Source organism: Nocardioides sp. (assembly GCA_037045645.1).
Taxonomy (GTDB): domain Bacteria; phylum Actinomycetota; class Actinomycetes; order Propionibacteriales; family Nocardioidaceae; genus Nocardioides.
In genome coordinates, this window is sequence record JBAOIH010000004.1 from 207,655 (window position 1) to 231,426 (window position 23,772).

Here is a 23,772-nt window from a genome sequence, read left to right on the forward strand (position 1 = left end):
TGACGAGGCTAGTCGCTGAGGGAGGTGCGGGCGTACGTTGCCCTCATGGATTCGATCGCTCGTGGAGAGACCAGTCCCGCCCTGCTCGACGAGACGATCGGCGCCAACTTCGCCCGTACGGTCGGGGCGTACGCCGAGCGTGACGCGTTGATCGAGTGCGCCTCCGGAAGACGTTGGACGTGGGCGGAGCTCGACCGCGATGTCACCGCGCTGGCCAAGGGGCTGCTCGGAGCCGGGATCGCGAAAGGGGACAGGGTCGGGATCTGGGCGCCCAACTGTGCGGAGTGGACACTGACCCAGTTCGCCACGGCGAAGATCGGCGCGATCCTGGTCAACGTCAATCCGGCCTATCGCACCCACGAATTCTCCTACGCCGTCAACCAGTCGGGACTGCGCCTGCTGGTCGCGGCTACCGCCTTCAAGACCAGCGACTACCGCGCGATGATCGAGGAGACGGCCCAGCACAACAGCACGCTGACCCGAGTGGTGTACCTCGACGACGAGGCCAGTTGGCAGGGGCTCATCGCGCAGGGCGCGGGGATCGACGATGCGGCGCTGCGCGAGCGCGCGGCGGAATTGACCCCCGATGACCCGATCAACATCCAGTACACCTCGGGCACGACCGGCTACCCCAAGGGCGCCACGCTGAGCCACCGCAACATCCTCAACAACGGCTACCTGGTGGGGGAGGTCTGCCGCTACACCGAGGTCGATCGGGTCGCGATTCCGGTGCCGTTTTATCACTGTTTCGGCATGGTCATGGGCAATCTGGCCTGCTCCAGCCACGGCGCTGCGATGGTGATTCCCGCGCCCGGATTCGACCCGGCCCTGACGCTGAAGGCCGTGGCCGATGAGCGGTGCACGTCGCTGTACGGCGTGCCGACGATGTTCATCGCGGAGTGGGCGCTGCCGGACTTCGAGTCGTACGACCTCGCGTCCGTGCGCACCGGCATCATGGCGGGTTCGCCGTGTCCGGCCGAGATGATGAAGAAGCTGATCGCCTCGGGCGTCGAGGAGATGACCATCTGCTACGGCATGACCGAAACGTCACCGGTGTCGACTCAAACGCGTACGGACGACTCGTTCGAGGTCAAGGTGGGGACCGTGGGCCGGGTGGCGCCGCACGTCGAGATCAAGATCGTCGACCCCGTGAGCGGTGACCCGGTGCCACGCGGTGAGCCGGGGGAGTTCTGCACGCGTGGGTACTCGGTGATGCTCGGCTACTGGCAGGACCCGGAGAAGACCGCGGAGGCGATCGACGCCGACGGCTGGATGCATACCGGCGACCTGGGCGTGATGGATGACGACGGCAACGTCTCGATCACGGGGCGGATCAAGGACATGGTCATTCGCGGTGGCGAGAACGTCTATCCGCGCGAGATCGAGGAGTTCCTCTACACCCACCCCGACGTCGAGGACGTGCAGGTGGTCGGGGTGCCCGATGAGAAGTACGGCGAGGAACTCTGCGCCTGGATCAAATTGAAGGCCGGCGCCGACCCGATCGACGCGGACGGCGTACGTGCGTTCGCCACCGGCAAGCTCGCGCACTACAAGATCCCGCGCTACGTGATGCTGGTCGAGGAGTTCCCGATGACGGTGACGGGCAAGATCCGCAAGGTCCAGATGCGCGAGGAGTCGGCCGCGAAACTCGGACTCGCCTGACTTGGCCGCGTCGTACGCTCACCCGAGTGAGTGACCTCGTTGTCGGGTTCGACCTCGACATGACGCTGATCGATACGGTGCCCGGCTTCGTCGAGGTGTTGAAAGCACTCGGTGACGAACTCGGTGTCGCGCTGCCCGTCGAGGACCTCACCGCGAAGCTCGGTCCGCCGCTCGACCACACCTTGGCGCCCTACGTCGAGGCCACTCGGTTGGGTCCGGCGATCGACCGGTTCCGGGAGCTCTATCCCGACCACGCGATCCAGAGCGTTCCGGTGCTGCCCGGCGCGGTCGAGGCGCTGGCTGCCGTACGCCACCACGGCGGACGCATCGTCGTCGTCACCGGAAAGTTCACGCCGAACGCCCGTCTGCACGTGGACCATCTCAACCTGGATGTCGATGTCCTCGAAGGCAAGGTGTGGGGTGCGGGCAAGGGCGAGGTGTTGCGCCGGGAGGGCTGCCAGATCTATGTCGGCGACCACATCCACGACGTCGAAGGGGCCAAAGCCGCCGACTGCCTGTCGGTGTCGGTGCTGACCGGTGGCTGCTCCGCCGACGAGCTGCGCGAGGCGGGCACCGACGTGGTGTTGCCCGCCCTCACCGACTTCCCGGACTGGTTGACGGACTGGCGGGCGGATCCTGCGAGGGCCGGCGGGAACAACCCGGACTGACAACCCGTTGGCCGGGGGTGGCAACAGCCACGTAGCATGTCGGCGCGCACCGATCAGCAGCGCCATCGCAGCAACACCCCAAGGAGAAGCCGTGCCCACTGGCAAGGTCAAGTGGTTCGACGCCGAGAAGGGCTTCGGCTTCCTCTCGCAAGAGAGCGGTCCGGACGTCTACGTGCACGCCGACGCGCTGCCCGAAGGGGTGACCACGCTGCGCAACGGCACGCGGGTCGAGTTCGGCATCGCGCAGGGCCGCCGCGGTGAGCAGGCCCTCCAGGTGCGCGTCCTCGACGCACCTGCCTCTGTCGTACGCAACCAGCGCAACTCGCAGCGCAAGAAGCCCGACGAGATGGCCACCATCGTCGAGGACGCGATCCGCGCGCTCGACAACCTCGGTGAGGCCTACCGCCACGGGCGCCACCCCGACGCCAAACTCACCAAACCGGTCGCCAAGGTGCTGCGAGCCCTGGCCGATCAGCTCGAACTCTGAGGCTCCCGGGCACGGGAGGGCGTACGCCCTGAGGCGCGCGACGCGAGCACGAACAGCAACCATGCGCACAGGGCTCCGGCGGCGACGCCGAGCCCGAGCCGGGGCATCAGCGGCAGCGCGATGCCGATGAAGCCCCCGATGACCCACGCCAGCTGCAGCGTGGTGTCGGAGCGCGCGAACGCGCTGGTCTGCACGCGCTCTGGCACGTCGCGCTGAATCGTCGAATCGAGCGAGAGTTTTGCCAGCGATTGTGACAATCCCGCCGTCAGGCCGAGCAGCACCAGGGGCACGAGGCCGTAGAAGAGTGCGGCGACCAGCGCGAGTGCGGCGTCAGCGATCAGCGTGACCACCACGGTGATCGAGGGGTTGACGTTGCGTAGCCACGACGCGAGGCCGACGCCGAGCGTGTTGCCGAGGCCCGCTGCGCCGATGACGAGAGCGAGCAGCATCTCCGGCTTCCAACCCTCGATCGGGTTCTCCCGCAACAAGAACGCCATGAACATCGTCAAGAAGCCCGAGAGCCAGCGCGGTCCACAGTTGGCGCGCAGCGCGAAGGCGACCGATGACGGGATCGCCATCCGCGGGCGCCCTCGACCACGCGGACGCTCGGGATGCTGGGAGGGCAGCATGGTCATGGTGCCTTCGCCGGCGGCGGAGTCCACCTTGGCGGGCAGCAGGATCGCCCAGATGGTGGCGAGGGTGAAGATCACGAACGCATAGCGCAGTGACCACTCCGGACCGGCGAGGGACGCCAACGCGGCCAGCGGCGCCGACACTGCGGCGCCGACCACTCCCGCCAGTGACGTCCGTGCGTTGGCCTTGACCAGCGTGAGATTGGGTGGACGCAACCGCGGGACGGTCGCTGCGCGGGTGACGCCGTACGCCTTGGAAGCCACCAGGCATCCCAGCGCCGCCGGGAAGAGCCAGGGGGAGTTCGTCGCGACCGCACCGGCCAGCATCAGCGCGAGGATGCCCCGGATCGCCATGGTCGCACCGATGGCCCAGCGCCGACCATGCGCGTAGCGGTCGAGGAACGGTCCGATCAGTGGCGCCACGATCGCGAACGGCAGCATCGTCAAGCCGAGGAAGAGCGCGACCTGTCCGCGCGCCTCACCGGTCGGGACCTGGAAGAACAGCGTGCCGGCCAGGGAGATCGCGACGGCCGCGTCGCCGGCGGCGTTGAAGGCGTGCAGTTCGATCAGGCGAGACAAGCCCGACTGACCGGCGCCTTCGGCGGTGGAGGCGCGGCGGGCCTGACGCAACGTGAAGGAGCCGAGTCGCCCGACGCCCCGGCCGGCCGATCCGACTCCGCGACCGACGGCGCGTACGCCCGCGAAGACGCCGCCACGACGGACATCGGCGGTCCGTTCGTCGGTGTCGTCGGAGGGCATGGGCGCAATCCTCCCTGACGTCGGTGACTTCGGGCCAACCTGACACGGCGACCAGTCATGAGTCATGATTCGGGGGTGCTGCCTTCCACCTCGCGCGTCAAGACCGACTCGGTGACCGTCGCCGCCGTCGACGCTGCTCGCGAGGCGCTGGCCGGCGAGGCGAAGACCGACGAGATCGGCGACCACCTCGGTGTGATCAGCGAGGACGAGCGCGTCACGACCCATCTGTTCGCCTGTCACAAGCCCGGCTATGTCGGCTGGCAGTGGGCGGTCACGGTGGCGCGCGCGCCACGCCAACGGCATGTGACGATCGACGAGGTCGTGCTGCTGCCGGGTCCCGACGCGATCGTCGCCCCCGACTGGGTGCCCTACAAGGAACGCATCCAGCCGGGCGACCTCAGCCCCGGCGACTTGCTGCCTGTCGAGGAGGACGACGAGCGGCTGGTGCCGACCTATTCGTTCGGCGACGACGTCCTCGAAGGCGACGAGAAGGCGCAGGTGCGCCGGGTGGCCGGGGAGTTGGGGTTGGGACGCGTACGCACGCTCTCACCGCAGGGCCGCGACCAGGCCGCGCAGCGATGGTACGACGGCGACGGCGGGCCGAGCAGTCCGTTGGCACAGTCGGCGCCCGCGACGTGTCGCAGCTGCGGATTCTTGCTGCGGATCAACGGTGGCCTCTCCGACCTCTTCGGCGTGTGCGCGAACGGCAACGCCAACGATGACGGTCGCGTGGTCAGTTTCGACCACGGCTGCGGTGCGCACTCAGAGGTGGCGTTGAAGAAGCGACACCTGCCGCAGGCGCTTCCCGATCACGTCCACGACACCCTCGACGACGCACTCGAAAGTCTCTGAGGACTACTCCTCCGCGGCCAGCCGGTTCTTGCGAGCCCGGCAGTACGCCAGGCCCAACATGCCGAACCCGAATCCGGCCAGGCACGCCCAGGGCCACCAGCCTCGTCCGTTCTCCTGCAACTGCCCATAGAAGGGCAGCAGGGCGATGAAGCCGATCAGCCACAGCGCTGAGCCGACGGTGACCGTACGGATGCCGTCGACGTCCAAGGGCGCCACGTTCGCCACCAGGTAGGTGCGCTTGCCGATCTCGTGTGCGGTCGAATCGGGTAGTCGGTCGGTCACCCGACGAGCGTACGCCAAACCTCGGCGACCCGATCTTGGCGGTTCTGACGCGCAATGTGTGGTTTTCCTGACAAGATCCGCCGCTATGACCACTGATGCGCCTGAGACTGCCACGCCCCCGTCTCGCGGTGGGCTCGACGGATTCTTCAAGATCTCCGAGCGGGGATCCACGGTGGAGCGCGAGTTCCGCGGCGGCGTCGTCACGTTCTTCACGATGGCCTACATCATCGTGCTCAACCCGCTGATCCTCGGGTACGCCACCGACGCCGACGGAAAGTTCCTCGGAGGTGGTGACGCCCCGAACCTGGCCGCGATCGCAGCAGGCACTGCTCTGGTGGCCGGAGTGATGACGATCCTGATGGGGCTGGTGGCCAATTTCCCCCTCGCCTTGGCGACCGGCCTGGGCCTGAACGCCTTCGTCGCCATCGCGATCGCCTCACAGATGACTTGGGCAGACGCGATGGGCCTGGTCGTCCTCGAGGGCGCAGTGATCCTGCTGCTGGTGCTCACCGGATTCCGTGAAGCTGTCTTCCACGCGGTGCCGAGTCAGTTGAAGATCGCGATCTCGGTCGGTATCGGTCTGTTCATCGCCCTGATCGGTTTTGTGGACGCGGGTTTCGTACGCCGTACGCAGACCGGTCCGGTGCCGGTAACCCTGGGGCCTGGCGGTGAACTCGAAGGCTGGCCGGTGCTGGTCTTCGCGGTCGGTGTCTGCCTGGTGATCGCGTTGTGGGCGCTGGAGTTGCGCGGGGCCATCTTCATCACGATCGTGGTGACGACGCTGCTGGCGATCATCGTGGAGGCGATCGGCAAGATCGGCCCGATGGTCGGTGCAGACGGCAAGGTCAACCCTCACGGCTGGAACCTCAACGTGCCGACGATGCCCGACAAGATCGTGGACCTTCCCGACTTCGGCACCTTGGGTGAGTTCAACCTGCTCGGCTCGTTCGATCGGGTCGGCGTTGTCGCGGCCGTGTTGCTGATCTTCACGCTGATGCTGGCCGACTTCTTCGACACGATGGGCACCATGACCGCCATCGGTGCCGAGGCGGGACTCAACGACGAGGAGGGCGTGCCGCCCAATACTCAGCAGATCCTGATCGTTGACTCGGTCGCTGCTGCGGCGGGTGGCCTTGCGGGAGTCTCGTCCAACACGTCTTACATCGAGTCGGCTTCAGGTGTGGGCGAGGGCGCGCGCACCGGGCTGGCCTCGATATTCACCGGCATCTGTTTCCTGCTGTCGATCTTCTTGGCGCCGCTGGTCAACATCATCCCGAGCGAAGCCGCGGTCCCCGCGTTGGTGCTGGTCGGTTTCTTGATGATGCAGCAGGTCAAGGAGATCGACTGGGACGACTTGGAGATCGCGATTCCCGCGTTCCTCACCATCGTGTTGATGCCCTATACCTACTCCATCTCTGTCGGTATCGGCGCAGGCATCTTGGCCTTCGTGTTCTTGAAGTTGGTCCGCGGCAAGGCCGGCTTGGTGCACCCGCTGATGTACGCCGTGGCCGTGGGCTTCCTGATCTACTTCGCGATCAACCCGTTGACCCGCTTGCTCACCTGATCCGCGCGGGAGTGAATCAGCCGGAGTAGGGCCAGTACTTGACCCAGTCCACTGACATGGTCTGAGGCAGTTCGGCGTCGAGGTTCTTGAGCTCGTAGTCGGAAGCTCAGCAGGCTCAGCACCATCATCTGGTCGGCTTGCGAGACACCCTGGTCCGTACGCCAGGCCACCTTGCCGTCGACCAGGATGACGTACTCCTCAGGCGTCCACTGCAGCGAGAAGACGTGGTAGTTCTTCCACCAGTCGTCGTCGGCGTCGGCCAGCAGGCTGGTCGGGTTCGGCATCCAGTCGCCCACCTTGACCGGCTTGGCGCCCGCTGCGGGGTAGTAGTGGATGAAGCTGGCGAGCTTCTTCTTCGGGTGCTCGCCGAAGAACTCCACGATGTCGACCTCGGCGCCTGCCTCGGCCGGTGAGCCCGAGCCCGGCGCCTGGCTCGACTGCAACCAGAACGCACCGTGCTGCCCGGCGCCGCGCTGGAACTTGATCCGTGCCGCGAAGGTGCCGTAGCGGAAGAGGGCCTTGGAGTTGATGTTGGCGTTGAGTCGGTAGTCGTACTGCCCGATCGATTTGCCGTTGCCGGCCTTGGCGGTGCACAGGTCATCGCGCGCCGGGTCGTCGAGTACGGAGAGTTCGAGGGTGCCGTCGCCGCCCTCGACGGTGCTGTCGTCGCCCTTGGAGCACAGCCGCATTCCGCTCGGGTTGTACTCCTGGCCGCGGTGCGCCCAGTTCGCCTCCATGTCGCCGTCGTCGAACTCGTCGGCCCACGCGGCCGGATTGCTCTTGAAGGTCTGGGACTCTCCCTGCGCATAGTCGCCGTCGGCCGCCGCGATCACTCGCATCTCAGCTCCGGCGTCGGCAGGCGCGGCGAGGGTCGCCGAACCCTTGGCGTCCAGCGCGCCCGAGTCGGTCGTCTCCCAGTCGCCGTCACCGTGGCGGCTCTGCAACTCCACCGGGCGTCCCTTGAAACCGGCCTTGGCGGGAGTGACGTTCACGATCAGGGGAGCGGTCGCCTCGCTGGCCGGCGCAGGGTCGGGGCCCTCCTGGGCCAGGGGCAGCCCGAGCGTGGCGGTGACCTGTTGAGGCGGGCTCTTCTTGGGGGGAGTGGAGGCCTGCGACGTGCTCGTCGTGGGCGTGCTGGTGGCCTCGGGATTGTCCGACCCCGAGCCGCAACCGGCCAGTGTCAGCAGGAGCAGGCTCAAGCCCAGGCTCAAACCCAGGTTCGAGCGCAATTTCGAGGCGATGGCGATCCCGGCGGGCGGTGTCGACTTCACTCAGTTCCCTTCGAAGGTGTGGCGTGGGTCAGCCTCACAGTACGGACCCGGGAATAGTTAGCCTAAGTAATGACTTAGGCTAACTGTCATGTCCACGCCTGAGACCGTCACCTCCCCGTCGCCCGCGAGTGACGCGGCTCTCGCCGCGGAGTTGCGCGTCGGCGTGATGCGACTGCGTCGGCGACTGGCCGTCGAGCGGCATCCCGCCAACGACCTGAGCCTGCCGGCCATGGCCGTGCTGGGGCTCCTCGCGCGCGAGGACCAGCAGACCATCGGTGAACTCGCGCGCAGCGAGCGCGTGCAGCCACCCTCGATGACCCGCACGGTGAACTGCCTGGAGGATCTCGGCCTGGTCGAACGTCGAGCCGATCCCCGCGACGGCCGCTGCGTCGTGGTCAGCCTCTCCGAGCACGGCCGCGGGGTCGTGCTCGCCGACCGGGACCGCCGCGACGCCTGGCTGGCCCGGCGCCTGGCCGAGTTGCCACCCGACCAGCGTGATCTGGTGCGCCAGGTCGTACCCCTGCTTCACCAACTCTCGATCAGCGACTGATCACTTACTGCTTCAAGGAGTCACCACGAGCCCCACGTTCAGATCTCTGGCCAACGCCAACTACCGCCGCTACGCCGCCGGCGGTGTCGTCTCCAACGTCGGCACCTGGATGCAGCGGGTCGCGCAGGACTGGCTGGTCTTGCAACTCTCCGCCAACTCCGGCACCGCGATCGGCATCACCACCGGGCTGCAATTCCTCCCCTTCCTGCTCTTCGGCCCGCTCGCCGGACTCGTCGCCGACCGGATGCCCAAACGCACGCTGCTGCAGCTGACCAACCTGGGCATGGCCATCCCGGCCGCGATCCTCGGCGCCCTGGCGGTGACCGGGACCGCCGAGAGTTGGCACGTGTACGTGTTGGCCTTCGCGCTCGGCACGGCCTCGGCGTTCGATGCCCCGGCCCGTCAGTAGCTTCGTCTCAGAGTTGGTCGATCCGGGCGACCTCACCAATGCGGTCGGGCTCAACTCCGCGAGTTTCAACGCCGCTCGCATCGTGGGTCCGGCCGCTTGCGGGTCTGCTGATCGCCGCGTTCGGTGGCGGGGCCGCAGCCACCGGCTGGGTGATCCTGCTCAACGCGGCGACGTACGCCGCGCCGATCTGGGCACTGCGGCACTCTCGACACGCGACTGCTGCGACACGCCCGGAGCCCCCACCGCGGGGCAAGGGGCTGATCCGCGAGGGGTTCGCCTACATCGCCTCGCGCCCCGACCTGGTGCTGGTGCTGCTCATCGTCTTCGTCGTGGGCACTTTCGGGCTGAACTTCCAGATGACCTCGGCGCTGATGGCGACCGAGGTGTTCGGCAAGGTCGGTCCCACGGCGTACGGACTGCTGGGCACGTTCGATGGCGTTCGGTTCCCTCGCCGGTGCCTTGGTGGCTGCGCGCCGCGAGACCGTACGCCTGCGGTTGGTGGTCGGGGCCGCGCTGGTCTTCGCCGTCGTGGAGATCGCCGCCGGGCTGATGCCGTCGTACCTGACGTACGCGCTGATCGTGCCCGCTGCTCGGACTCTCCGCCCTGACGATGATCAACGTCGGCCAACGCCTTCATGCAGTTGCATTCCGACGCCGGGATGCGGGGGCGGGTGATGGCGCTCTATCTGATGATCTTCCTCGGTGGCACCCCGCTCGGTGCGCCCGATCGTGGGCTGGGTCGGAGCAGCGCGTTCGGCGCACGGTGGAGCCTGGTGATCGGCGGCGTGCTGACGATCGCTGGCGTGGGTCGGCGCTACTCCGTTACGCACGGCTCCGCGGTGGCGCCTGGCAGCCGTTCTGCATGCGAGTAGCAGGCCTCGCTGGTAGCCCGCTTCGCTCGTGTCTGGGACAACCAGGCCGTTGCGCGTGCACCGGCACGCAGTCGGGGAGTCAGGCCCTCGACTCCGGCGCGCAGATCCGGCGTCTGACGGAGCCGCATCGGGTCCCGCTGACGTCGGAGGGAGGGCGACACGCCCGACCTCGGGGGCAGCAAGCGCGAGCTGCAGAGCACCACCCGAGCACGCAGCAGACACCGTGCGGGCAGAGCGCGCGTACAGAGAGCAGGAAGAAGGGGAACCACCCGGTGCCCACTATTCAGCAGTTGGTCCGCAAGGGCCGCCAGGACAAGGTGTCGAAGAACAAGACGCCTGCCCTGAAGGGATCCCCGCAGCGCCGTGGCGTCTGCACCCGCGTCTACACCACCACTCCCAAGAAGCCGAACTCCGCCCTTCGCAAGGTCGCCCGTGTGCGCCTGTCCAGCGGCGTCGAGGTCACGGCCTACATCCCGGGCGTCGGTCACAACCTCCAGGAGCACTCGATCGTGCTCGTGCGTGGCGGTCGTGTGAAGGACCTTCCCGGTGTGCGTTACAAGATCATCCGCGGCGCGCTCGATACCCAGGGCGTCAAGAACCGCAAGCAGGCCCGCAGCCGCTACGGCGCGAAGAAGGAGAAGAGCTGAATGCCTCGCAAGGGTCCCGGCGCCGAAGCGCCCCATCGACATCGACCCCGTATACGGGTCCCAGGTTGTCACCCAGTTGGTCAACAAGATCCTGCATGGACGGCAAGAAGCAGGTCGCCCAGCGGATCGTCTACACGGCGCTTGAGGGCTGCCGCGAGAAGACCGGCACCGACCCCGTACGTCACGCTCAAGCGTGCGCTCGACAACGTCCAGTCCCGCGGTCGAGGTCAAGTCCCGCCGCGTCGGCGGTGCCACCTACCAGGTGCCCGTCGAGGTCAAGCCCAACCGGCAGACCACGCTGGCGCTGCGCTGGCTCGTGGGGTACTCGCAGGGTCGCCGCGAGAAGACCATGGCCGAGCGCCTGATGAACGAGATCCTCGACGCCTCCAACGGCCTTGGTGCCGCGGTGAAGAAGCGCGAGGACACCCACAAGATGGCCGAGTCCAACCAGCGCCTTCGCTCACTACCGCTGGTGATGAGCCGGGGGTGCGTACGTCTCGTACGCGCCCCCGCTCCACCGCCCCCGACTATCTACCTAAGGAACGCTGAACTCTTCAGTGGCAGTCGACATCACCACGGACCTCAACAAGGTCCGCAACATCGGCATCATGGCGCACATCGACGCCGGCAAGACCACGACGACCGAGCGCATCCTGTTCTACACGGGCATCAACTACAAGATCGGCGACACCCACGAGGGTTCGGCGACGATGGACTGGATGGAGCAGGAGCAGGAGCGCGGCATCACGATCACGTCGGCCGCAACGACCTGCTGGTGGAAGAACCACCAGATCAACATCATCGACACCCCCGGTCACGTCGACTTCACCGCCGAGGTCGAGCGCTCGCTGCGCGTCCTCGACGGTGCAGTGGCGGTGTACGACGGTGTCGCCGGCGTTGAGCCGCAGACCATGACGGTGTGGCGCCAGGCCAACAAGTACTCCGTTCCTCGCATGTGCTTCGTGAACAAGATGGACCGTACGGGTGCCGACTTCTTCCGTTGCGTCGACATGATGGTCGAGCGTCTCAACTCCACCCCCCTGATCCTGCAGCTGCCGATCGGCGCCGAGCAGGACTTCCTGGGCGTCGTGGACCTGATCGAGCATGCGCGCGCTTACCTGGCGCGGCGAGACCAAGATCGGTGAGGACTACGAGGTCGAGGCGATCCCGGCCGAGCTGCCAGGACCAGGCCGACGAGTACCGCGAGAAGCTCCTCGAGACCCTCGCCGAGGCCGACGACGCCATCATGGAGAAGTACCTCGAGGGCGAGGACCTTTCCGTCGAGGAGATCCACGACGGCATCCGCCGCGCCACCCTGGCCGACAAGCTCAACCCCGTCCTGCTGGGCACTGCCTTCAAGAACAAGGGTGTGCAGCCGCTGCTCGACGCCGTGGTGCGCTACCTGCCCAGCGCCGCTGGACATCGACGCGATCGTCGGCCACAAGCCCGACCACGAGGACGTCGAGATCCTGCGCAAGCCGTCGGACGACGAGCCGTTCTCCGGCCTGGCGTACAAGATCGCGTCCGACCCGCACCTGGGCAAGCTGATCTACGTCCGCGTCTACTCCGGCAAGCTCGAGGCGGGCAGCTCGGTGCTGAACTCCGTCAACGGGCGCAAGGAACGGATCGGCAAGGTCTACCAGATGCACGCCAACAAGCGTGAGGAGATCGCGTCGGTCGGCGCCGGTCAGATCGTGGCCGTGATGGGCCTCAAGGACACCAAGACCGGTCACACCCTGTCCGACTCGTCCAACCCGGTGGTCCTGGAGTCGATGACCTTCCCGGCACCGGTGATCGAGGTGGCCATCGAGCCGAAGACCAAGGGTGACCAGGAGAAGCTCGGCACCGCGATCCAGCGGCTTTCCGACGAGGACCCCACCTTCACGGTCAAGACCGACGAAGAGACCGGCCAGACGATCATCGCCGGAATGGGCGAGCTCCACCTGGAGATCCTCGTCGACCGGATGAAGCGCGAGTTCCGCGTCGAGGCGACCGTCGGCAAGCCGCAGGTGGCCTACCGCGAGACCATCCGCAAGAAGGTCGAGAACCACATCGTACACGCACAAGAAGCAGACCGGTGGCTCGGGTCAGTTCGCCAAGGTCGTGGTCTCGCTCGAGCCCAACATCGACCCCGAGACCGGGCTGGGCGCGGGCTACGAGTTCTCCAACAACGTCACCGGCGGTCGCGTGCCGAAGGAATACATCCCTTCGGTCGACCAGGGTGGCCAGGACGCCATGGAGTTCGGCGTCCTCGCCGGCTACCCGATGGTGGACGTGAAGTTCAGCCTCGAGGACGGCGCCTACCACGACGTCGACTCGTCCGAGCTGGCGTTCAAGATCGCCGGCAACCAGGCCTTCAAGGAGGCCGCACGGATGGCCAAGGCGGTGCTGCTTGAGCCGATGTTCGCGGTCGAGGTGACGACTCCCGAGTCGTTCCTGGGCACCGTCATCGGTGACATCAACAGCCGTCGCGGTCAGATCCAGGCACAGGAGGAGCGCCACGGCGACATGGTCGTCAGTGCGCTGGTGCCGCTGTCCGAGATGTTCGGGTACGTTGGCGATCTGCGGTCGAAGACCTCGGGTCAGGCGTCGTACTCGATGGAGTTCGACTCGTACGCCGAGGTTCCCACGAACATCGCCGACGAGATCGTCAAGAAGGTTCGCGGCGAGTAAGTCGCTTCTCGCGCCCTGCGAATTAGGGCGCGGAACCCTCGGCACGCAACAATCAGTCCCTACACGAGTCAAGAAACACACAACAGGAGGAGCCCCAGTGGCTAAGGCGAAGTTCGAGCGGACCAAGCCGCACATCAACATCGGCACCATCGGTCACATCGACCACGGTAAGACGACGTTGACCGCAGCGATCACCAAGGTGCTGCACGACAAGTACCCCGACCTCAACGAGGCGTCCGCGTTCGACATGATCGACAAGGCGCCCGAAGAGCGTCAGCGCGGTATCACCATCTCGATCGCCCACGTCGAGTACCAGACCGAGTCGCGTCACTACGCGCACGTCGACTGCCCCGGTCACGCCGACTACATCAAGAACATGATCACCGGCGCGGCCCAGATGGACGGCGCGATTCTCGTGGTCGCCGCCACCGACGGTCCGATGCCGCAGACTCGTGAGCACGTGCTGCTCGCCCGCCAGGTCGGCGTTCCCGCCCTGGTCGTGGCGCTCAACAAGTGCGACATGGTCGACGACGAGGAGCTCATCGAGCTCGTCGAGATGGAGGTGCGCGAGCTCCTCTCCGAGTACGAGTTCCCGGGCGACGACATCCCCGTCGTGCGCGTGGCGGCCTTCCCGGCCCTCAACGGCGACGCCAAGTGGGGCGAGTCGGTTGCCGAGCTCATGCAGGCCGTCGACGACTACATCCCGACCCCCGAGCGTGACACGGACAAGCCGTTCCTCATGCCCGTCGAGGACGTCTTCACCATCACCGGTCGTGGCACCGTCATCACGGGCCGCATCGAGCGTGGCATCGTGAAGGTCAACGAGGAGGTCGAGATCATCGGCATCCGCGAGAAGTCGCAGAAGTCGACCGTCACCGGCGTCGAGATGTTCCGCAAGCTGCTCGACGAGGGCCAGGCCGGCGAGAACGTCGGGCTGCTGCTTCGCGGCACCAAGCGCGAGGACGTCGAGCGCGGCATGGTCGTGATCAAGCCGGGCACCACCACCCCGCACACCAACTTCGAGGCGAACGTCTACATCCTCTCGAAGGAGGAGGGTGGCCGTCACACGCCGTTCTTCAACAACTACCGTCCGCAGTTCTACTTCCGGACCACGGACGTGACCGGCGTGGTGACCCTCCCCGAGGGCACCGAGATGGTCATGCCGGGTGACAACACCGAGATGTCGGTCGAGCTCATCCAGCCGATCGCCATGGACGAGGGCCTGCGGTTCGCCATCCGTGAGGGTGGCCGCACCGTCGGCGCCGGCCGGGTCACCAAGATCACGAAGTGATCAAGCCGGTCCTCGACCGGTCTTGATCTCACGAACGGCCCCGTACTCCTACCGGAGTACGGGGCCGTTCCCCATTTCCCGACCGGGCGAATGTGCACGAGCCAGACGCGCCGACCGGGCGAATGTGCACGAGTCCTCGATCGGCCCGCTCGTGCGTTTGCGCCCGGTCGGCACACCTCACGCGTGCGTTTGCGCCCGGTCGGCGAGGATGGGGGCGTGGGGTTCACCAGGGCTGAGTTGGAGTCGTACCGCGGCGCAGAGGTGCCGGATCTGCTGCCCGAGCAAACCGAGGTCGAGGCCGGGGTCCTACCGGCCACCAGGTTGCTCTTTGTCGGGATCAACCCGGGCCTGTGGACTGCGGCGACCCAGACCCACTTCGCCCATCCGGGCAACCGCTTCTATCCGGCCCTGCTACGCGCGGGCATCATCGACCATGGGATCGACCCGGCTGTGGGGATGACCCTGGACGATCGTCGGATGTTGCTCGCTCGGGGAATCGGCATCACCAATGTCGTACGACGTGCCACCGCGCGCGCCGACGAGCTCAGCCGCGACGAGCTGCGTGCCGGGGGTCGAGCGCTGCACGAACTGGTCCTCCAGCGCCAACCGCGAGTGGTCGCCATCGCGGGGATCACCGCGTACCGCAGCGCCTTCGACCACCCCAAGGCGCAGGTCGGCGAGCAGGCGGAGTCGTGGGGGAACAGCCGGGTCTTCGTGGTGCCTAATCCCAGCGGACTCAACGCCCACGAGACCATCGATTCGCTGGCGGCGGCGTACGCCGGGCCAGCACGCGTGGCAGGCATGATTGGGCCGTCCGACGCGGTGGCACAGTAAGCCTGTGGACGAGACCGAAATCCTCAAGCATCAGCAGAGGCGGCTGAAGTATTACGCCGAACCGGTCATCGACGTATCCGTCCCTGATCCCGCGGGCTCTCTGACCTCGGTCGAGGCCAAGGACACCCGCAAGCCGGTGCTGGTCGTGCTCGTGTGCTTTCTCGGACTTGTCTACTTCGGCAACATGATCGACGTCTCCGAGCGCACGGGGCACGACCTGCTGGCGCAGATCTGTTACGTCGCCATGGCCGGCTGCGTCGTGGCTGTCCCTCTGCTGATCTGGTACGCGCGCAAGCGCAGCGGGCACGTGGATCTCGATGGACCACTGGCGCGGCCGTGGCTGGACCTGCGCGAGGGCCTGCGGCTGGGTTCGGTAGAGCCCGCCAACCCGGCGTGGGGGGAGGCGATCACCCGGGCGTCGCGGATGCAGACGCTGATGCGCCTGGCCAGTGGGACGGGCAAGGTCTTTCCGCACTCCATGCGAGACGAGGTGCAGGAGATCGGCTCTCGCGTGTGGGCGATCAGCGAGGTGTGGCGCCGCGAGCAGGCAGCGCTTGCGTACCAGCGTGCCGTCTCCCCGCTCGACCGACTGCCACCGAGGATCGGACCGTCGGCGCTGGATGCCTCCCATGCCAGCGATGCGGCTGCTGATGCGGCCACCCGCGCGTTGGGGATGGGCGAGTACGACCTCGACTTCGAGGCGTACGCCAGGAGGCGGGCCGCCATGTATGCCCGCAAGTCTGGAACGGACACCCTGGTGCCCGACCCGAGGGAGGCACTCGCGGTCGACCTTGGGCAGGGGCCACCGGAGATCTACACCAAGATGGGTTGTGCCACCTTCCTGGTCAGTGGCACGGCGGCCTGCGCCCTGCTTGTCCTGGAGGAGCCGGTGTGGTCATTCGCGGCTGCCGTTCCCGCGCTCGTGTCGATCGCCACGACGATGCTGTTGCCCGACGCCGGACCCCAGTTGCAGCCTGTCCTGATGGCGCCCGGTCCGGCGATGGCCTGGGCGGACTATCTGGATTCGGTGGCGTACGCCGACTCGGGTGCGGCAGCCGTGACCACGGTCGAGGCGATCCGCGGCGGCGAGCAACGCGTCCGCGCGATCCTGCTCGAACTCACCGAGGGGACGGCGTCACAGGTGGAGCGGGAGCCGATGGAGCGCGAGCTCTACCGCTTGTGCAGCCAGGCCTGGACCCTGGTCGGGCAAGAGCGGGCCGAGTCGCGGTTGCTCAACGAGCCACCGCGGGACGGACTCACCCCGTAGGTTGTCGCCATGTCGTTCGAAGAGTCCGCGAGCAGGCTGGTGGTCAGCGCGCTCGGCAAGGCACCCGTACGCCTGCAGCGCCTGATCGGCGGTGCTCCCACTGATCGTCAGGGCAGGGCGCTGCACCCCGAGGTCGCAGCGGCGTTACGGCTGCTCAACGCCATGCCTGACAGCGACTTCTCCGATCTGCCGGTGGACGAGTCTCGCCGCACCATCGACGCCGAGGCCGCACTCTTCGGTGGACCGCCGCTGCCGCTGGCGGAGGTCCGCGACCTCGAGATCCCCACGTCGTACGGCTCCCTCCCCGCTCGCCGCTATCGTGCAGAGCACCGTGACGCCGACCGCCTGCTCGTCTACTTCCACGGCGGCGGCTGGGTCCTGGGCAGTCTGGACAGCGCGGATTCTGCCTGTCGCTTCCTGGCCAAACACTCCGGGGTCAGCGTGCTGTCGATCGACTATCGACTCGCGCCCGAGCACCCGTTTCCCGCCGCGACGCAGGACGCCCGGACCGCCTTCGACTACGCCGTCGCGAAGGCCGGGGAGTGGGGGCACCGCGCGGACCGGATCGCCGTCGGTGGCGACAGCGCCGGGGGCAACCTGGCGGCCGTGTTGTGCCAAGACCTGCGTACGGCAGCCGTACGACCGGCGTTCCAGTTGTTGTTCTTCCCCGTCACGGATCTGTCGCGACAGTCCGCTTCGTACGACGAGTTCGCCGAGGGCTTCTTCCTCACCCGCAAGCAGATGGAGTGGTATTCCGCGCACTACCTGGGCGGCGCCGACCCCCGCGACCCCCGCGTCTCGCCCCTCCTCGCCGACGACCTGTCCGGATTGCCGACCGCCTACGTCGCCGTGGCGGGATTCGATCCGCTGCGCGACGAGGGGGAGGCGTACGCCCGGCGTCTCGATGCTGCCGGAGTGCACACCACCTTGCGCCGCCATGACGGCCTGATCCACGCCTTCGTGAACGCCACCGGGGTGGGCTACACCGGTCGCGAGGCGATGTTGGAGGCATGCGGTGCCCTGCGCGTGGGCGTCGGTGCGGGATTGGGTGTCGGCTAGGGCGGGCGTGTCAGGCTCGGTCCATGTCGATCACGTCTTGGGCCACGCAGTATGTCGTCGCAGCGATCGCATTCTGTGTGATCGACTTCTTGTGGCTCACCACGTTCGCCAAGCCGCTCTATGACAAGCACCTGGGGCATCTGCTGGCCGAGCGTCCCAACGTCGCGGCTGCCGTGGTGTTCTATGCGATCTTCTTGGCAGGGTTGGTCTACTTCGTGATCCACCCGGCCGTCGACGCCGGCTCGTGGCAGCGGGCGTTGCTCGTCGGCGCCTTCTTCGGCCTGGTCACGTATGCGACCTGGGACCTCACGAACCTGTCGGTGCTCAAGGACTTCCCGGTCGCCATCGTGCCGATCGACCTGGCTTGGGGAGCCTTCCTGGCGGCCTCGGTCAGCACGGTGACGTACGCCGTGGTGCAGGTGCTGCCCGACTGGGCCAGATGAGGATGTCGTCGCGCACCCCCTAGGCTCACCTCCCGTGTCCGACGAACGCCCGGTGACTCCGGCCCGCCCCCACCTCAAGCTCACCGACGACGGGCGTCGGATGCGCGAGGTGCTCTCGTACTCGCGGCGCGGCAGTCGGTTCACCCCCAAGCAGCAGCAGGCCTGGGAGGCGTACGCCGAGCGCTGGGTCATCCCCGACGAAGCGGTGGATGCTCAAGACTTCGACCTGGCGCACTGGTTCGGGCGGAGCGCTCCGTTGATCGTCGAGATCGGCCCCGGGGTAGGTGAGGCGACGGGCGTGCTCGCCGCCCAGCGGCCGGACCTCAATGTGCTCGCGCTTGAGGTGTGGCGCCCCGGTGTGGCGGCCGGGCTTGCCGAGGCGGCCAACGCGGGTGCGGAGAACGTACGCTTCTGCTCCGTCGACGCGGCCTGGTTCTTGGAGCACCTGATCGCCCGCGAGGGACTCGCAGAGCTCTGGACGTTCTTCCCCGACCCGTGGCCGAAGACCCGCCATCACAAGCGTCGTCTCGTGGACGCGGAGTTTGCGCGCCTCGTGGCGGGTCGGCTCGCGCCGGGAGGGCTGTGGCGGTTGGCCACGGACTGGGCTGACTACGCCGAGCAGATGCAGGCCGTCCTCGACGCCGAGCCGATGTTGGACGGCGGCCGGGTTGCGCGCTGGGCTGACCGCCCGGTGACGAAGTTCGAGCGCAAGGGGATCGCGGTCGATCGCGAGATCGTCGACTTGTGTTATCGACGGGCGAAATGATCGCCGACCTCGGCGGGCTCGCCGCCCAACGTCGGGAGTGGTACGCCGAGCCCACTCGCGGCTCGTTGACTATGCCGAGTCCAGAACTCCCGTTGCCCTCCCAGGCGGCCAGTTATCGCGACCGGATGGCGACCAAGAACAGTGACGGGGTCGCCGTCGGGTGCATGGGGCTGATCGTCACCGCGCTCTATGGCGCGGTGTTCGCCTACCGGGCCTGGGCTCGCGACGAAGTGCAGACGGCGCTGGTCATCGCGGGCGTCGCTTTGCTCAGCGCGGTCGGTGTCGTGGTGATCGTGCGCCGGATGGCCTCACGCCTGCCGGACCGGGACCTTCCCACGAGATCGCGCAACCGTGGCAGGACTTCATCGCTGCCGCCGAACCCGATCCCGCCGAACCCTTCGACACCTCCTGGGCCACCTTCACCGCCCGTGAGCGTGAGGTGCGCACCGCTGCGACCGGTCTGTGGCGCGAGCACGGCGACGCGCAGGATCGCGAGCGCTGGCGTGAGGTGCTCTGGTCGGCGGGCAGCGAGGCGTACGCCCTGCGCGAGGCGGCGCGGCGTACGACGCGGCTGCTGGCCAAGGAGACCGGCGTCTCCCACGCCGTACGCTCGGTGATCGACGCGCTTCCCCCGCTCACCGCGACTCTGCCCGAGGCGGCAGCACAGACCCTCGACACAGCGCTCGAGGCCTCGCAGGTCGTCACGACCTCCCTCCCGCACGGGCTGGCCTGGCCCGACTTCCACAGGTTGGCCGCGAGTCGCGAGCGCGACTACGCGCACAGCGCCTGGGCGCCACCGGACGAGACCGAACGCGTCAGCAATCCGCGACAGACCGGGTGGTGGGACGCAGACGCCCCGCGCCGCGAGCGGCTCTCGCGGGTCAACGACCTCGGCACCACCGGGTCGGAGGCGCGCGTACGCGCCTGCGCGGTGCTGCTGCTCGACGGCTCGGACGCGACCCTCGACAAGCCCCTGGGGGATCAGGATCGGGTGGTCGTACGCCGTGAGTTGGAACGGCTGTGTGCCCAGGCTTGGGCGCTGCGCGAGGTCGAGCAGCGTACGGACGACAGCCTCGACCTGATCGCCGAGCAGATCGGCCCTGACGACGGCGGACCGGTCAGGCCCGCAGAGCCGCCAGCGCCTCGGTGAACACCGCGGTGTGATGGTCCACGTCCGCCTCGCTGTGTGACGGTGCGAAGAGCGCCATGTTGTGGAAGGGCGCCAACAGGATCCCGCGATTGAGTGACCACAGGTGCATGAAGCCGTCGAGTTCCTCGTCGATCGCGGCGGCCGCTTCGGCGCCCGTACGGGGCGGGGGACAGAACCAGTACTCCGCGCGACAGCCGAGGCGCTGCACGTGCCACGGCAGGTCGTACGCCTCGATCGCCCCGGCGACGCCGGCCGTGAACCGCTCGGCCAGGGGGATCGCGACGTCGAAGTCCTCCTGCGCGCAAGGCAGTTGGTCAGACGTCGCCCGGGTCGCGGCCAGTGCCAGCGCGTGACCCGGTCAGCGTGCCGCCGACCCCGGCGACGTCGATCTCGTGGCCGAGCATCGGCTCGTCGAGCACGGTCGGCGATCTCTGGCGGTCATGCCGTACGCCGCCACGGGGATCCCGCCGCCGATCGGCTTGCCGATCACCACGACAGGTCGGGCTCGAGGCCCCAGTACGCCGTGGCGCCGCCCGGCCCGGCACAGAGGGTGTGCGTCTCGTCGTTGACCAGACAGCACGCCATGGCGACGGGTGATCTCGCGAACGGCGTCGAGGTAGCCCGTCGTCGGGCAACACGATGCCGATGTTGGTCAGCGCCGGCTCCATCAGCAGGCAGGCGACATCGCCGTGCGCCAGTGCGGCGGTCGAGCGCGTCGAGGTCGTTGAAGGGTACGACCGCGCGTGGTCAGCGTCGACCGGCGCCTGCGGGCCGAGCGCTCCCGGACGCGGAATCACCGCACCGGTCGCTCGTACAGCACGGCCAGCGTCTCGTCGACCGTGCCGTGATAGCACCAGTCCATCACCGCGATCTTCGGGCGGCCCGGTGAGGTAGCGAGCAGAAGCGCAGTACGAACCGGTTGGCATCGGTCGCCGTCATCGCGAACTGCCAGCGGCGGTAGCGCCGAACCGGCGCGCGAGTTCCTCGCCCACCCACGCCGGCGTCGGACGAGGGCAGCATCGTGGTGATGCCGCGCTCGGCCCGCTCGTCGATGGCCTCGCGAACGCTGCGGCAGCGCGTGGCCGGTCATCGCACCGGTGTCGCCCAGGCACAGGTCGACGTACTCGATGCCGTCGACGTCGGTGAAACGCGCTCCCGACCGCCTGGTCGACGAAGAGCGGGAACGAGCCCGGCCAGCGGGTCATCCACGGCATCGGCACGCCGGCCAACAGTGAGCCCCGGGCCTCTTCGGCCAACTCGGCAGAGCGTGGGTGGGTGTCGATGAAGCGTTGCTCCTCGGCCGCGCGGAGGTCGGCCAGGCGCTGACGGTCGATGAAGGGGCGGTCGATGAAGGGGCGGTCGATGACGGGACGGTCGGACATGGCCGCAACCTAGCGAGGAACCGTCCCCCTGGCGAGGGGTCACCAAATCCCGCCGAGGGGTCACGAAATCCCGCCGAGGGGTCACCAAACCGGGCCACGGCCCTACGATGCGGCGGTGAGTACGACCGAGCAGCGCCAGGCTGACCAGCCGGCCCGGCAACGCCGCGGTCTGCACCGCGCCTGGTGGGTCGCCCTGATCACGATGTTGGCACTGATCGGCGCTGCCGGTTTCCGATCGAGCACCGGAGCCCTGCTCGTACCTCTCGAAGAGGAATTCGGCTGGTCGCGCGCGACCACCTCAGGCGCAGTCAGCCTCAACCTGATCGTCTATGGCCTGACCGCCCCGTTCGCTGCCGCGCTGATGGAGCGCTTCGGCATCAAGCGGGTCGTGGCCGCCTCCTTGACGCTGGTGTCGATCGGCTCCGGTCTTACCTTGGTGATGACCTCGCCGTGGCAACTGTGGCTGCTGTGGGGTTTCGCGGTCGGCATCGGCACCGGCGCGCTGGCGCTGGTCTTCGGCGCGATCGTGGCCAACCGCTGGTTCGTGGAGCGCCGCGGCGTCGTGATCGGCGTCTTCTCGGCCGCGAGTTCGACCGGGCAACTGGTCTTCCTGCCTGCCATCGCCCACCTCGCCGACGGCCCAGGTTGGCGCTGGGCGGCAGGGCTGGTCGCCGGTTTCGCCCTGCTCCTCGTGCCACTCGTGCTGTGGCTGCTGACCGATACGCCCAAAGCTGCCGGCACCACGCCGTACGGCGCCCCAGCGGGGTACGTCGAACCGCCACCGCCGAGTCACGGCGGGGTCTCCGCCGCCACGATCGCGATCCGGACGCTCAGGGAGAGTTCGAGTTCGAGGACCTTCTGGATCCTCTTCTTCACCTTCTGGATCTGCGGCTGGTCCACCAACGGCCTGATCGGCACCCACTTCATCCCGGCCGCGCATGACCACGGGATGCCGGAGACGACCAGCGCCGGACTGCTGGCGCTGATCGGCATCTTCGACATCATCGGCACCGTCGCCTCGGGCTGGCTCACCGACCGCGTGGACAGCCGCTACCTGCTGTTCTTCTACTACTTCTTCCGCGGCCTCTCGCTGCTCGTGGTGCCGTGGCTGCTCGGCCCGAGCGTGCAACCGAGTCTGTTCGTCTTCGTGCTCTTCTACGGTCTCGACTGGGTCGCGACAGTGCCGCCGACCGTCGCGTTGTGTCGCCAACACTTCGGCATCGACAAGGCAGGGGTCGTCTTCGGTTGGGTCTTTGCCGCACACATGGTGGGCGCGGGGGTCGCCGCGAGTTATGCCGGACTGATCCGCAGCGGCACCGGCGACTACTTCTTCGCCTGGATGACCGCGGGCGCACTGTGCGTCGGAGCAGCGGTGGCCTGCCTGCTGATCCCGCGGCTCAACGAGACGTCAGCCGCTGGCGCAGCTGCGACTCGCGCGTGAGCCGGGCCAGGTCGCGTTCGCGCCGAGAGGCGATCACTGCCGCGAGGTACGCCTCGGCGGGGGTGTAGGGGGGCGGCTTGGGGGCGACGTACGGGTCGGTCTGCTGCGCCAGCCGGGTCGCCAACGATTCACGCATCCCCGGCTCCATCTCGGGAGCCCGCTGCAGGAATGAACGGATCGCCAGCGCCAGTCCCACCGGCAGCGCGGCCATGTCGGCGCTGGCCGCCCACTGGGCCAGGGGCGGCGGCATCACCGGCGGTGCGGGCAGTGACAGCCGCACCCGCTCTCGTACGACGTAGGTGCCGGCCGCGAAATCTCCCAGCCGCTTCCCTCGCGAACTCAGCAAGGCCGAGAAGAACGCCGGGGCACCGGTGAAGACATAGATCTCCACGAACCCGATCAGGGCACGCACGAACGCATGCTGGGCAGAGATCGGACCCGCGTCGTCGCGCACCGTACGCAGCCCCATCGCGAGCTTGCCCAGCGACCGACCGCGGGTCAGCGTCTCCATCGCCGTCGGATAGACCAAGAAGATCGTGATCATGCACAAGATCATCGAGGCCCTGAGCAGCGCGTTGCCCAGGTGCACGGTGACAGACAACGTCAGCAGCATCAGCAACGTCACCAAGACGACCGTGACCAGCACGTCGATCAGTCCCGAGACCATCCGAGCGCCGAGGCTGGCCGGCGGCAGGTCGAGCGCGACCGCCTCACCCGTGACCAGGTCGTCGGCGGTCAAGGTGGCGAACTCGGGGCGTCCCGCTGCGTACGCCGGCTTTGAGGTGGACATTGCCCCCGAGCATAGGACCCC

Annotated in this window: 25 protein-coding genes and 2 pseudogenes; 20 read left to right on the forward strand and 7 right to left on the reverse strand. The window is 67.7% G+C overall.

The window, feature by feature from the left end; translation table 11 throughout:
* The first annotated feature begins 45 nt into the window (after positions 1-45).
* The 3 genes from V9G04_14195 (at position 46) to V9G04_14205 (ending at position 2,817) form a co-directional block, all read left to right on the forward strand.
* Positions 46-1,662 carry an AMP-binding protein gene (locus V9G04_14195; protein MEI2714405.1) on the forward strand — a complete coding sequence of 539 codons (1,617 nt, stop codon included), beginning with the start codon at positions 46-48 and terminating at the stop codon, positions 1,660-1,662.
* A 26-nt stretch (positions 1,663-1,688) separates the two neighbouring features.
* On the forward strand, positions 1,689-2,330 hold the full coding sequence (locus tag V9G04_14200) for an HAD hydrolase-like protein (GenBank protein MEI2714406.1): 642 nt from the start codon (positions 1,689-1,691) through the stop codon (positions 2,328-2,330).
* 91 nt (positions 2,331-2,421) lie between these two features.
* Positions 2,422-2,817 (forward strand): cold-shock protein, encoded by a 396-nt coding sequence (locus tag V9G04_14205; protein MEI2714407.1) that lies wholly within the window; start codon positions 2,422-2,424, stop codon positions 2,815-2,817.
* On the opposite strand, the gene V9G04_14210 is transcribed toward V9G04_14205, so the two are convergent.
* Positions 2,802-4,208: an MFS transporter gene (locus V9G04_14210; GenBank protein ID MEI2714408.1), complete on the reverse strand. Its 1,407-nt coding sequence runs from the start codon at positions 4,206-4,208 to the stop codon at positions 2,802-2,804. The genes V9G04_14205 and V9G04_14210 overlap by 16 nt on opposite strands.
* Positions 4,209-4,283: 75 nt before the next feature.
* Between V9G04_14210 and V9G04_14215 the strand changes: the two genes are divergently transcribed.
* Positions 4,284-5,060: a DUF3027 domain-containing protein gene (locus V9G04_14215; GenBank protein ID MEI2714409.1), complete on the forward strand. Its 777-nt coding sequence runs from the start codon at positions 4,284-4,286 to the stop codon at positions 5,058-5,060.
* Between the two features lie 3 nt (positions 5,061-5,063).
* On the opposite strand, the gene V9G04_14220 is transcribed toward V9G04_14215, so the two are convergent.
* Positions 5,064-5,342, reverse strand: coding sequence for a DUF2530 domain-containing protein (locus V9G04_14220; protein MEI2714410.1), 279 nt, complete (start codon positions 5,340-5,342; stop codon positions 5,064-5,066).
* A gap of 85 nt (positions 5,343-5,427) precedes the next feature.
* On the opposite strand from V9G04_14220, the gene V9G04_14225 reads away from it, so the two are divergent.
* Positions 5,428-6,906 (forward strand): NCS2 family permease, encoded by a 1,479-nt coding sequence (locus V9G04_14225; protein ID MEI2714411.1) that lies wholly within the window; start codon positions 5,428-5,430, stop codon positions 6,904-6,906.
* Here V9G04_14225 and V9G04_14230 read toward each other — a convergent pair.
* Complete coding sequence (locus V9G04_14230; protein ID MEI2714412.1) at positions 6,867-8,177, reverse strand: glycoside hydrolase family 16 protein; 1,311 nt, start codon at positions 8,175-8,177, stop codon at positions 6,867-6,869. The two genes, V9G04_14225 and V9G04_14230, sit on opposite strands and share 40 nt — an antisense overlap.
* A gap of 88 nt (positions 8,178-8,265) precedes the next feature.
* On the opposite strand from V9G04_14230, the gene V9G04_14235 reads away from it, so the two are divergent.
* From V9G04_14235 to V9G04_14300, 14 genes and pseudogenes are all read left to right on the forward strand, one after another.
* Positions 8,266-8,727 carry a MarR family transcriptional regulator gene (locus V9G04_14235; GenBank protein MEI2714413.1) on the forward strand — a complete coding sequence of 154 codons (462 nt, stop codon included), beginning with the start codon at positions 8,266-8,268 and terminating at the stop codon, positions 8,725-8,727.
* On the forward strand, positions 8,672-9,136 hold the full coding sequence (locus tag V9G04_14240) for an MFS transporter (protein MEI2714414.1): 465 nt from the start codon (positions 8,672-8,674) through the stop codon (positions 9,134-9,136). The genes V9G04_14235 and V9G04_14240 overlap by 56 nt, the downstream gene beginning before the upstream one ends.
* Before the next feature lie 38 nt (positions 9,137-9,174).
* On the forward strand, positions 9,175-9,744 hold the full coding sequence (locus tag V9G04_14245) for a hypothetical protein (protein ID MEI2714415.1): 570 nt from the start codon (positions 9,175-9,177) through the stop codon (positions 9,742-9,744).
* Between the two features lie 27 nt (positions 9,745-9,771).
* Positions 9,772-10,008 (forward strand): hypothetical protein, encoded by a 237-nt coding sequence (locus V9G04_14250; protein MEI2714416.1) that lies wholly within the window; start codon positions 9,772-9,774, stop codon positions 10,006-10,008.
* A gap of 272 nt (positions 10,009-10,280) precedes the next feature.
* Positions 10,281-10,655 (forward strand): 30S ribosomal protein S12, encoded by a 375-nt coding sequence (rpsL, locus tag V9G04_14255; GenBank protein ID MEI2714417.1) that lies wholly within the window; start codon positions 10,281-10,283, stop codon positions 10,653-10,655.
* A pseudogene (gene rpsG, locus V9G04_14260) lies at positions 10,656-11,131 on the forward strand (30S ribosomal protein S7).
* A 132-nt stretch (positions 11,132-11,263) separates the two neighbouring features.
* A pseudogene (gene fusA, locus V9G04_14265) lies at positions 11,264-13,328 on the forward strand (elongation factor G).
* 97 nt (positions 13,329-13,425) lie between these two features.
* Positions 13,426-14,619, forward strand: coding sequence for an elongation factor Tu (tuf, locus tag V9G04_14270; GenBank protein MEI2714418.1), 1,194 nt, complete (start codon positions 13,426-13,428; stop codon positions 14,617-14,619).
* 216 nt (positions 14,620-14,835) lie between these two features.
* Positions 14,836-15,453 (forward strand): mismatch-specific DNA-glycosylase, encoded by a 618-nt coding sequence (locus tag V9G04_14275; protein ID MEI2714419.1) that lies wholly within the window; start codon positions 14,836-14,838, stop codon positions 15,451-15,453.
* Positions 15,454-15,457: 4 nt separating this feature from the next.
* Complete coding sequence (locus tag V9G04_14280; protein MEI2714420.1) at positions 15,458-16,720, forward strand: hypothetical protein; 1,263 nt, start codon at positions 15,458-15,460, stop codon at positions 16,718-16,720.
* A gap of 9 nt (positions 16,721-16,729) precedes the next feature.
* Positions 16,730-17,779: an alpha/beta hydrolase gene (locus tag V9G04_14285; protein MEI2714421.1), complete on the forward strand. Its 1,050-nt coding sequence runs from the start codon at positions 16,730-16,732 to the stop codon at positions 17,777-17,779.
* Between the two features lie 23 nt (positions 17,780-17,802).
* Positions 17,803-18,222 (forward strand): DUF2177 family protein, encoded by a 420-nt coding sequence (locus tag V9G04_14290; protein MEI2714422.1) that lies wholly within the window; start codon positions 17,803-17,805, stop codon positions 18,220-18,222.
* A gap of 34 nt (positions 18,223-18,256) precedes the next feature.
* A complete protein-coding gene (gene trmB / locus V9G04_14295) occupies positions 18,257-18,988 on the forward strand; it encodes a tRNA (guanosine(46)-N7)-methyltransferase TrmB (GenBank protein ID MEI2714423.1) in 732 nt (243 codons plus the stop codon).
* 439 nt (positions 18,989-19,427) lie between these two features.
* Positions 19,428-20,138, forward strand: a complete 711-nt coding sequence (locus tag V9G04_14300; GenBank protein MEI2714424.1) for a hypothetical protein — start codon at positions 19,428-19,430, stop codon at positions 20,136-20,138.
* Here the strand turns inward: V9G04_14300 and V9G04_14305 are convergent.
* The 3 genes from V9G04_14305 to V9G04_14315 form a co-directional block, all read right to left on the reverse strand.
* Complete coding sequence (locus V9G04_14305; GenBank protein ID MEI2714425.1) at positions 20,107-20,346, reverse strand: hypothetical protein; 240 nt, start codon at positions 20,344-20,346, stop codon at positions 20,107-20,109. The two genes, V9G04_14300 and V9G04_14305, sit on opposite strands and share 32 nt — an antisense overlap.
* Before the next feature lie 106 nt (positions 20,347-20,452).
* Positions 20,453-20,935 (reverse strand): hypothetical protein, encoded by a 483-nt coding sequence (locus tag V9G04_14310; protein ID MEI2714426.1) that lies wholly within the window; start codon positions 20,933-20,935, stop codon positions 20,453-20,455.
* Between the two features lie 138 nt (positions 20,936-21,073).
* Positions 21,074-21,520: a hypothetical protein gene (locus tag V9G04_14315; GenBank protein ID MEI2714427.1), complete on the reverse strand. Its 447-nt coding sequence runs from the start codon at positions 21,518-21,520 to the stop codon at positions 21,074-21,076.
* 115 nt (positions 21,521-21,635) lie between these two features.
* Between V9G04_14315 and V9G04_14320 the strand changes: the two genes are divergently transcribed.
* Positions 21,636-22,961, forward strand: a complete 1,326-nt coding sequence (locus V9G04_14320; protein MEI2714428.1) for an MFS transporter — start codon at positions 21,636-21,638, stop codon at positions 22,959-22,961.
* Here V9G04_14320 and V9G04_14325 read toward each other — a convergent pair.
* Positions 22,918-23,751 carry an RDD family protein gene (locus V9G04_14325; protein MEI2714429.1) on the reverse strand — a complete coding sequence of 278 codons (834 nt, stop codon included), beginning with the start codon at positions 23,749-23,751 and terminating at the stop codon, positions 22,918-22,920. The genes V9G04_14320 and V9G04_14325 overlap by 44 nt on opposite strands.
* Between the last annotated feature and the right edge of the window lie 21 nt (positions 23,752-23,772).

Bases quoted from the DNA above. Each gene is read 5' to 3' on its own strand.
- V9G04_14250 (MEI2714416.1), top strand. From the start codon at position 9,772: ATGCAGTTGCATTCCGACGCCGGGATGCGGGGGCGGGTGATGGCGCTC.
- V9G04_14285 (MEI2714421.1), top strand. From the start codon at position 16,730: ATGTCGTTCGAAGAGTCCGCGAGCAGGCTGGTGGTCAGCGCGCTCGGC.
- V9G04_14235 (MEI2714413.1), top strand. From the start codon at position 8,266: ATGTCCACGCCTGAGACCGTCACCTCCCCGTCGCCCGCGAGTGACGCG.
- V9G04_14225 (MEI2714411.1), top strand. From the start codon at position 5,428: ATGACCACTGATGCGCCTGAGACTGCCACGCCCCCGTCTCGCGGTGGG.
- V9G04_14315 (MEI2714427.1), bottom strand. From the start codon at position 21,520: ATGTCCGACCGTCCCGTCATCGACCGCCCCTTCATCGACCGCCCCTTC.
- V9G04_14325 (MEI2714429.1), bottom strand. From the start codon at position 23,751: ATGTCCACCTCAAAGCCGGCGTACGCAGCGGGACGCCCCGAGTTCGCC.
- V9G04_14290 (MEI2714422.1), top strand. From the start codon at position 17,803: ATGTCGATCACGTCTTGGGCCACGCAGTATGTCGTCGCAGCGATCGCA.
- V9G04_14210 (MEI2714408.1), bottom strand. From the start codon at position 4,208: ATGCCCTCCGACGACACCGACGAACGGACCGCCGATGTCCGTCGTGGC.
- V9G04_14245 (MEI2714415.1), top strand. From the start codon at position 9,175: ATGCGGTCGGGCTCAACTCCGCGAGTTTCAACGCCGCTCGCATCGTGG.
- V9G04_14195 (MEI2714405.1), top strand. From the start codon at position 46: ATGGATTCGATCGCTCGTGGAGAGACCAGTCCCGCCCTGCTCGACGAG.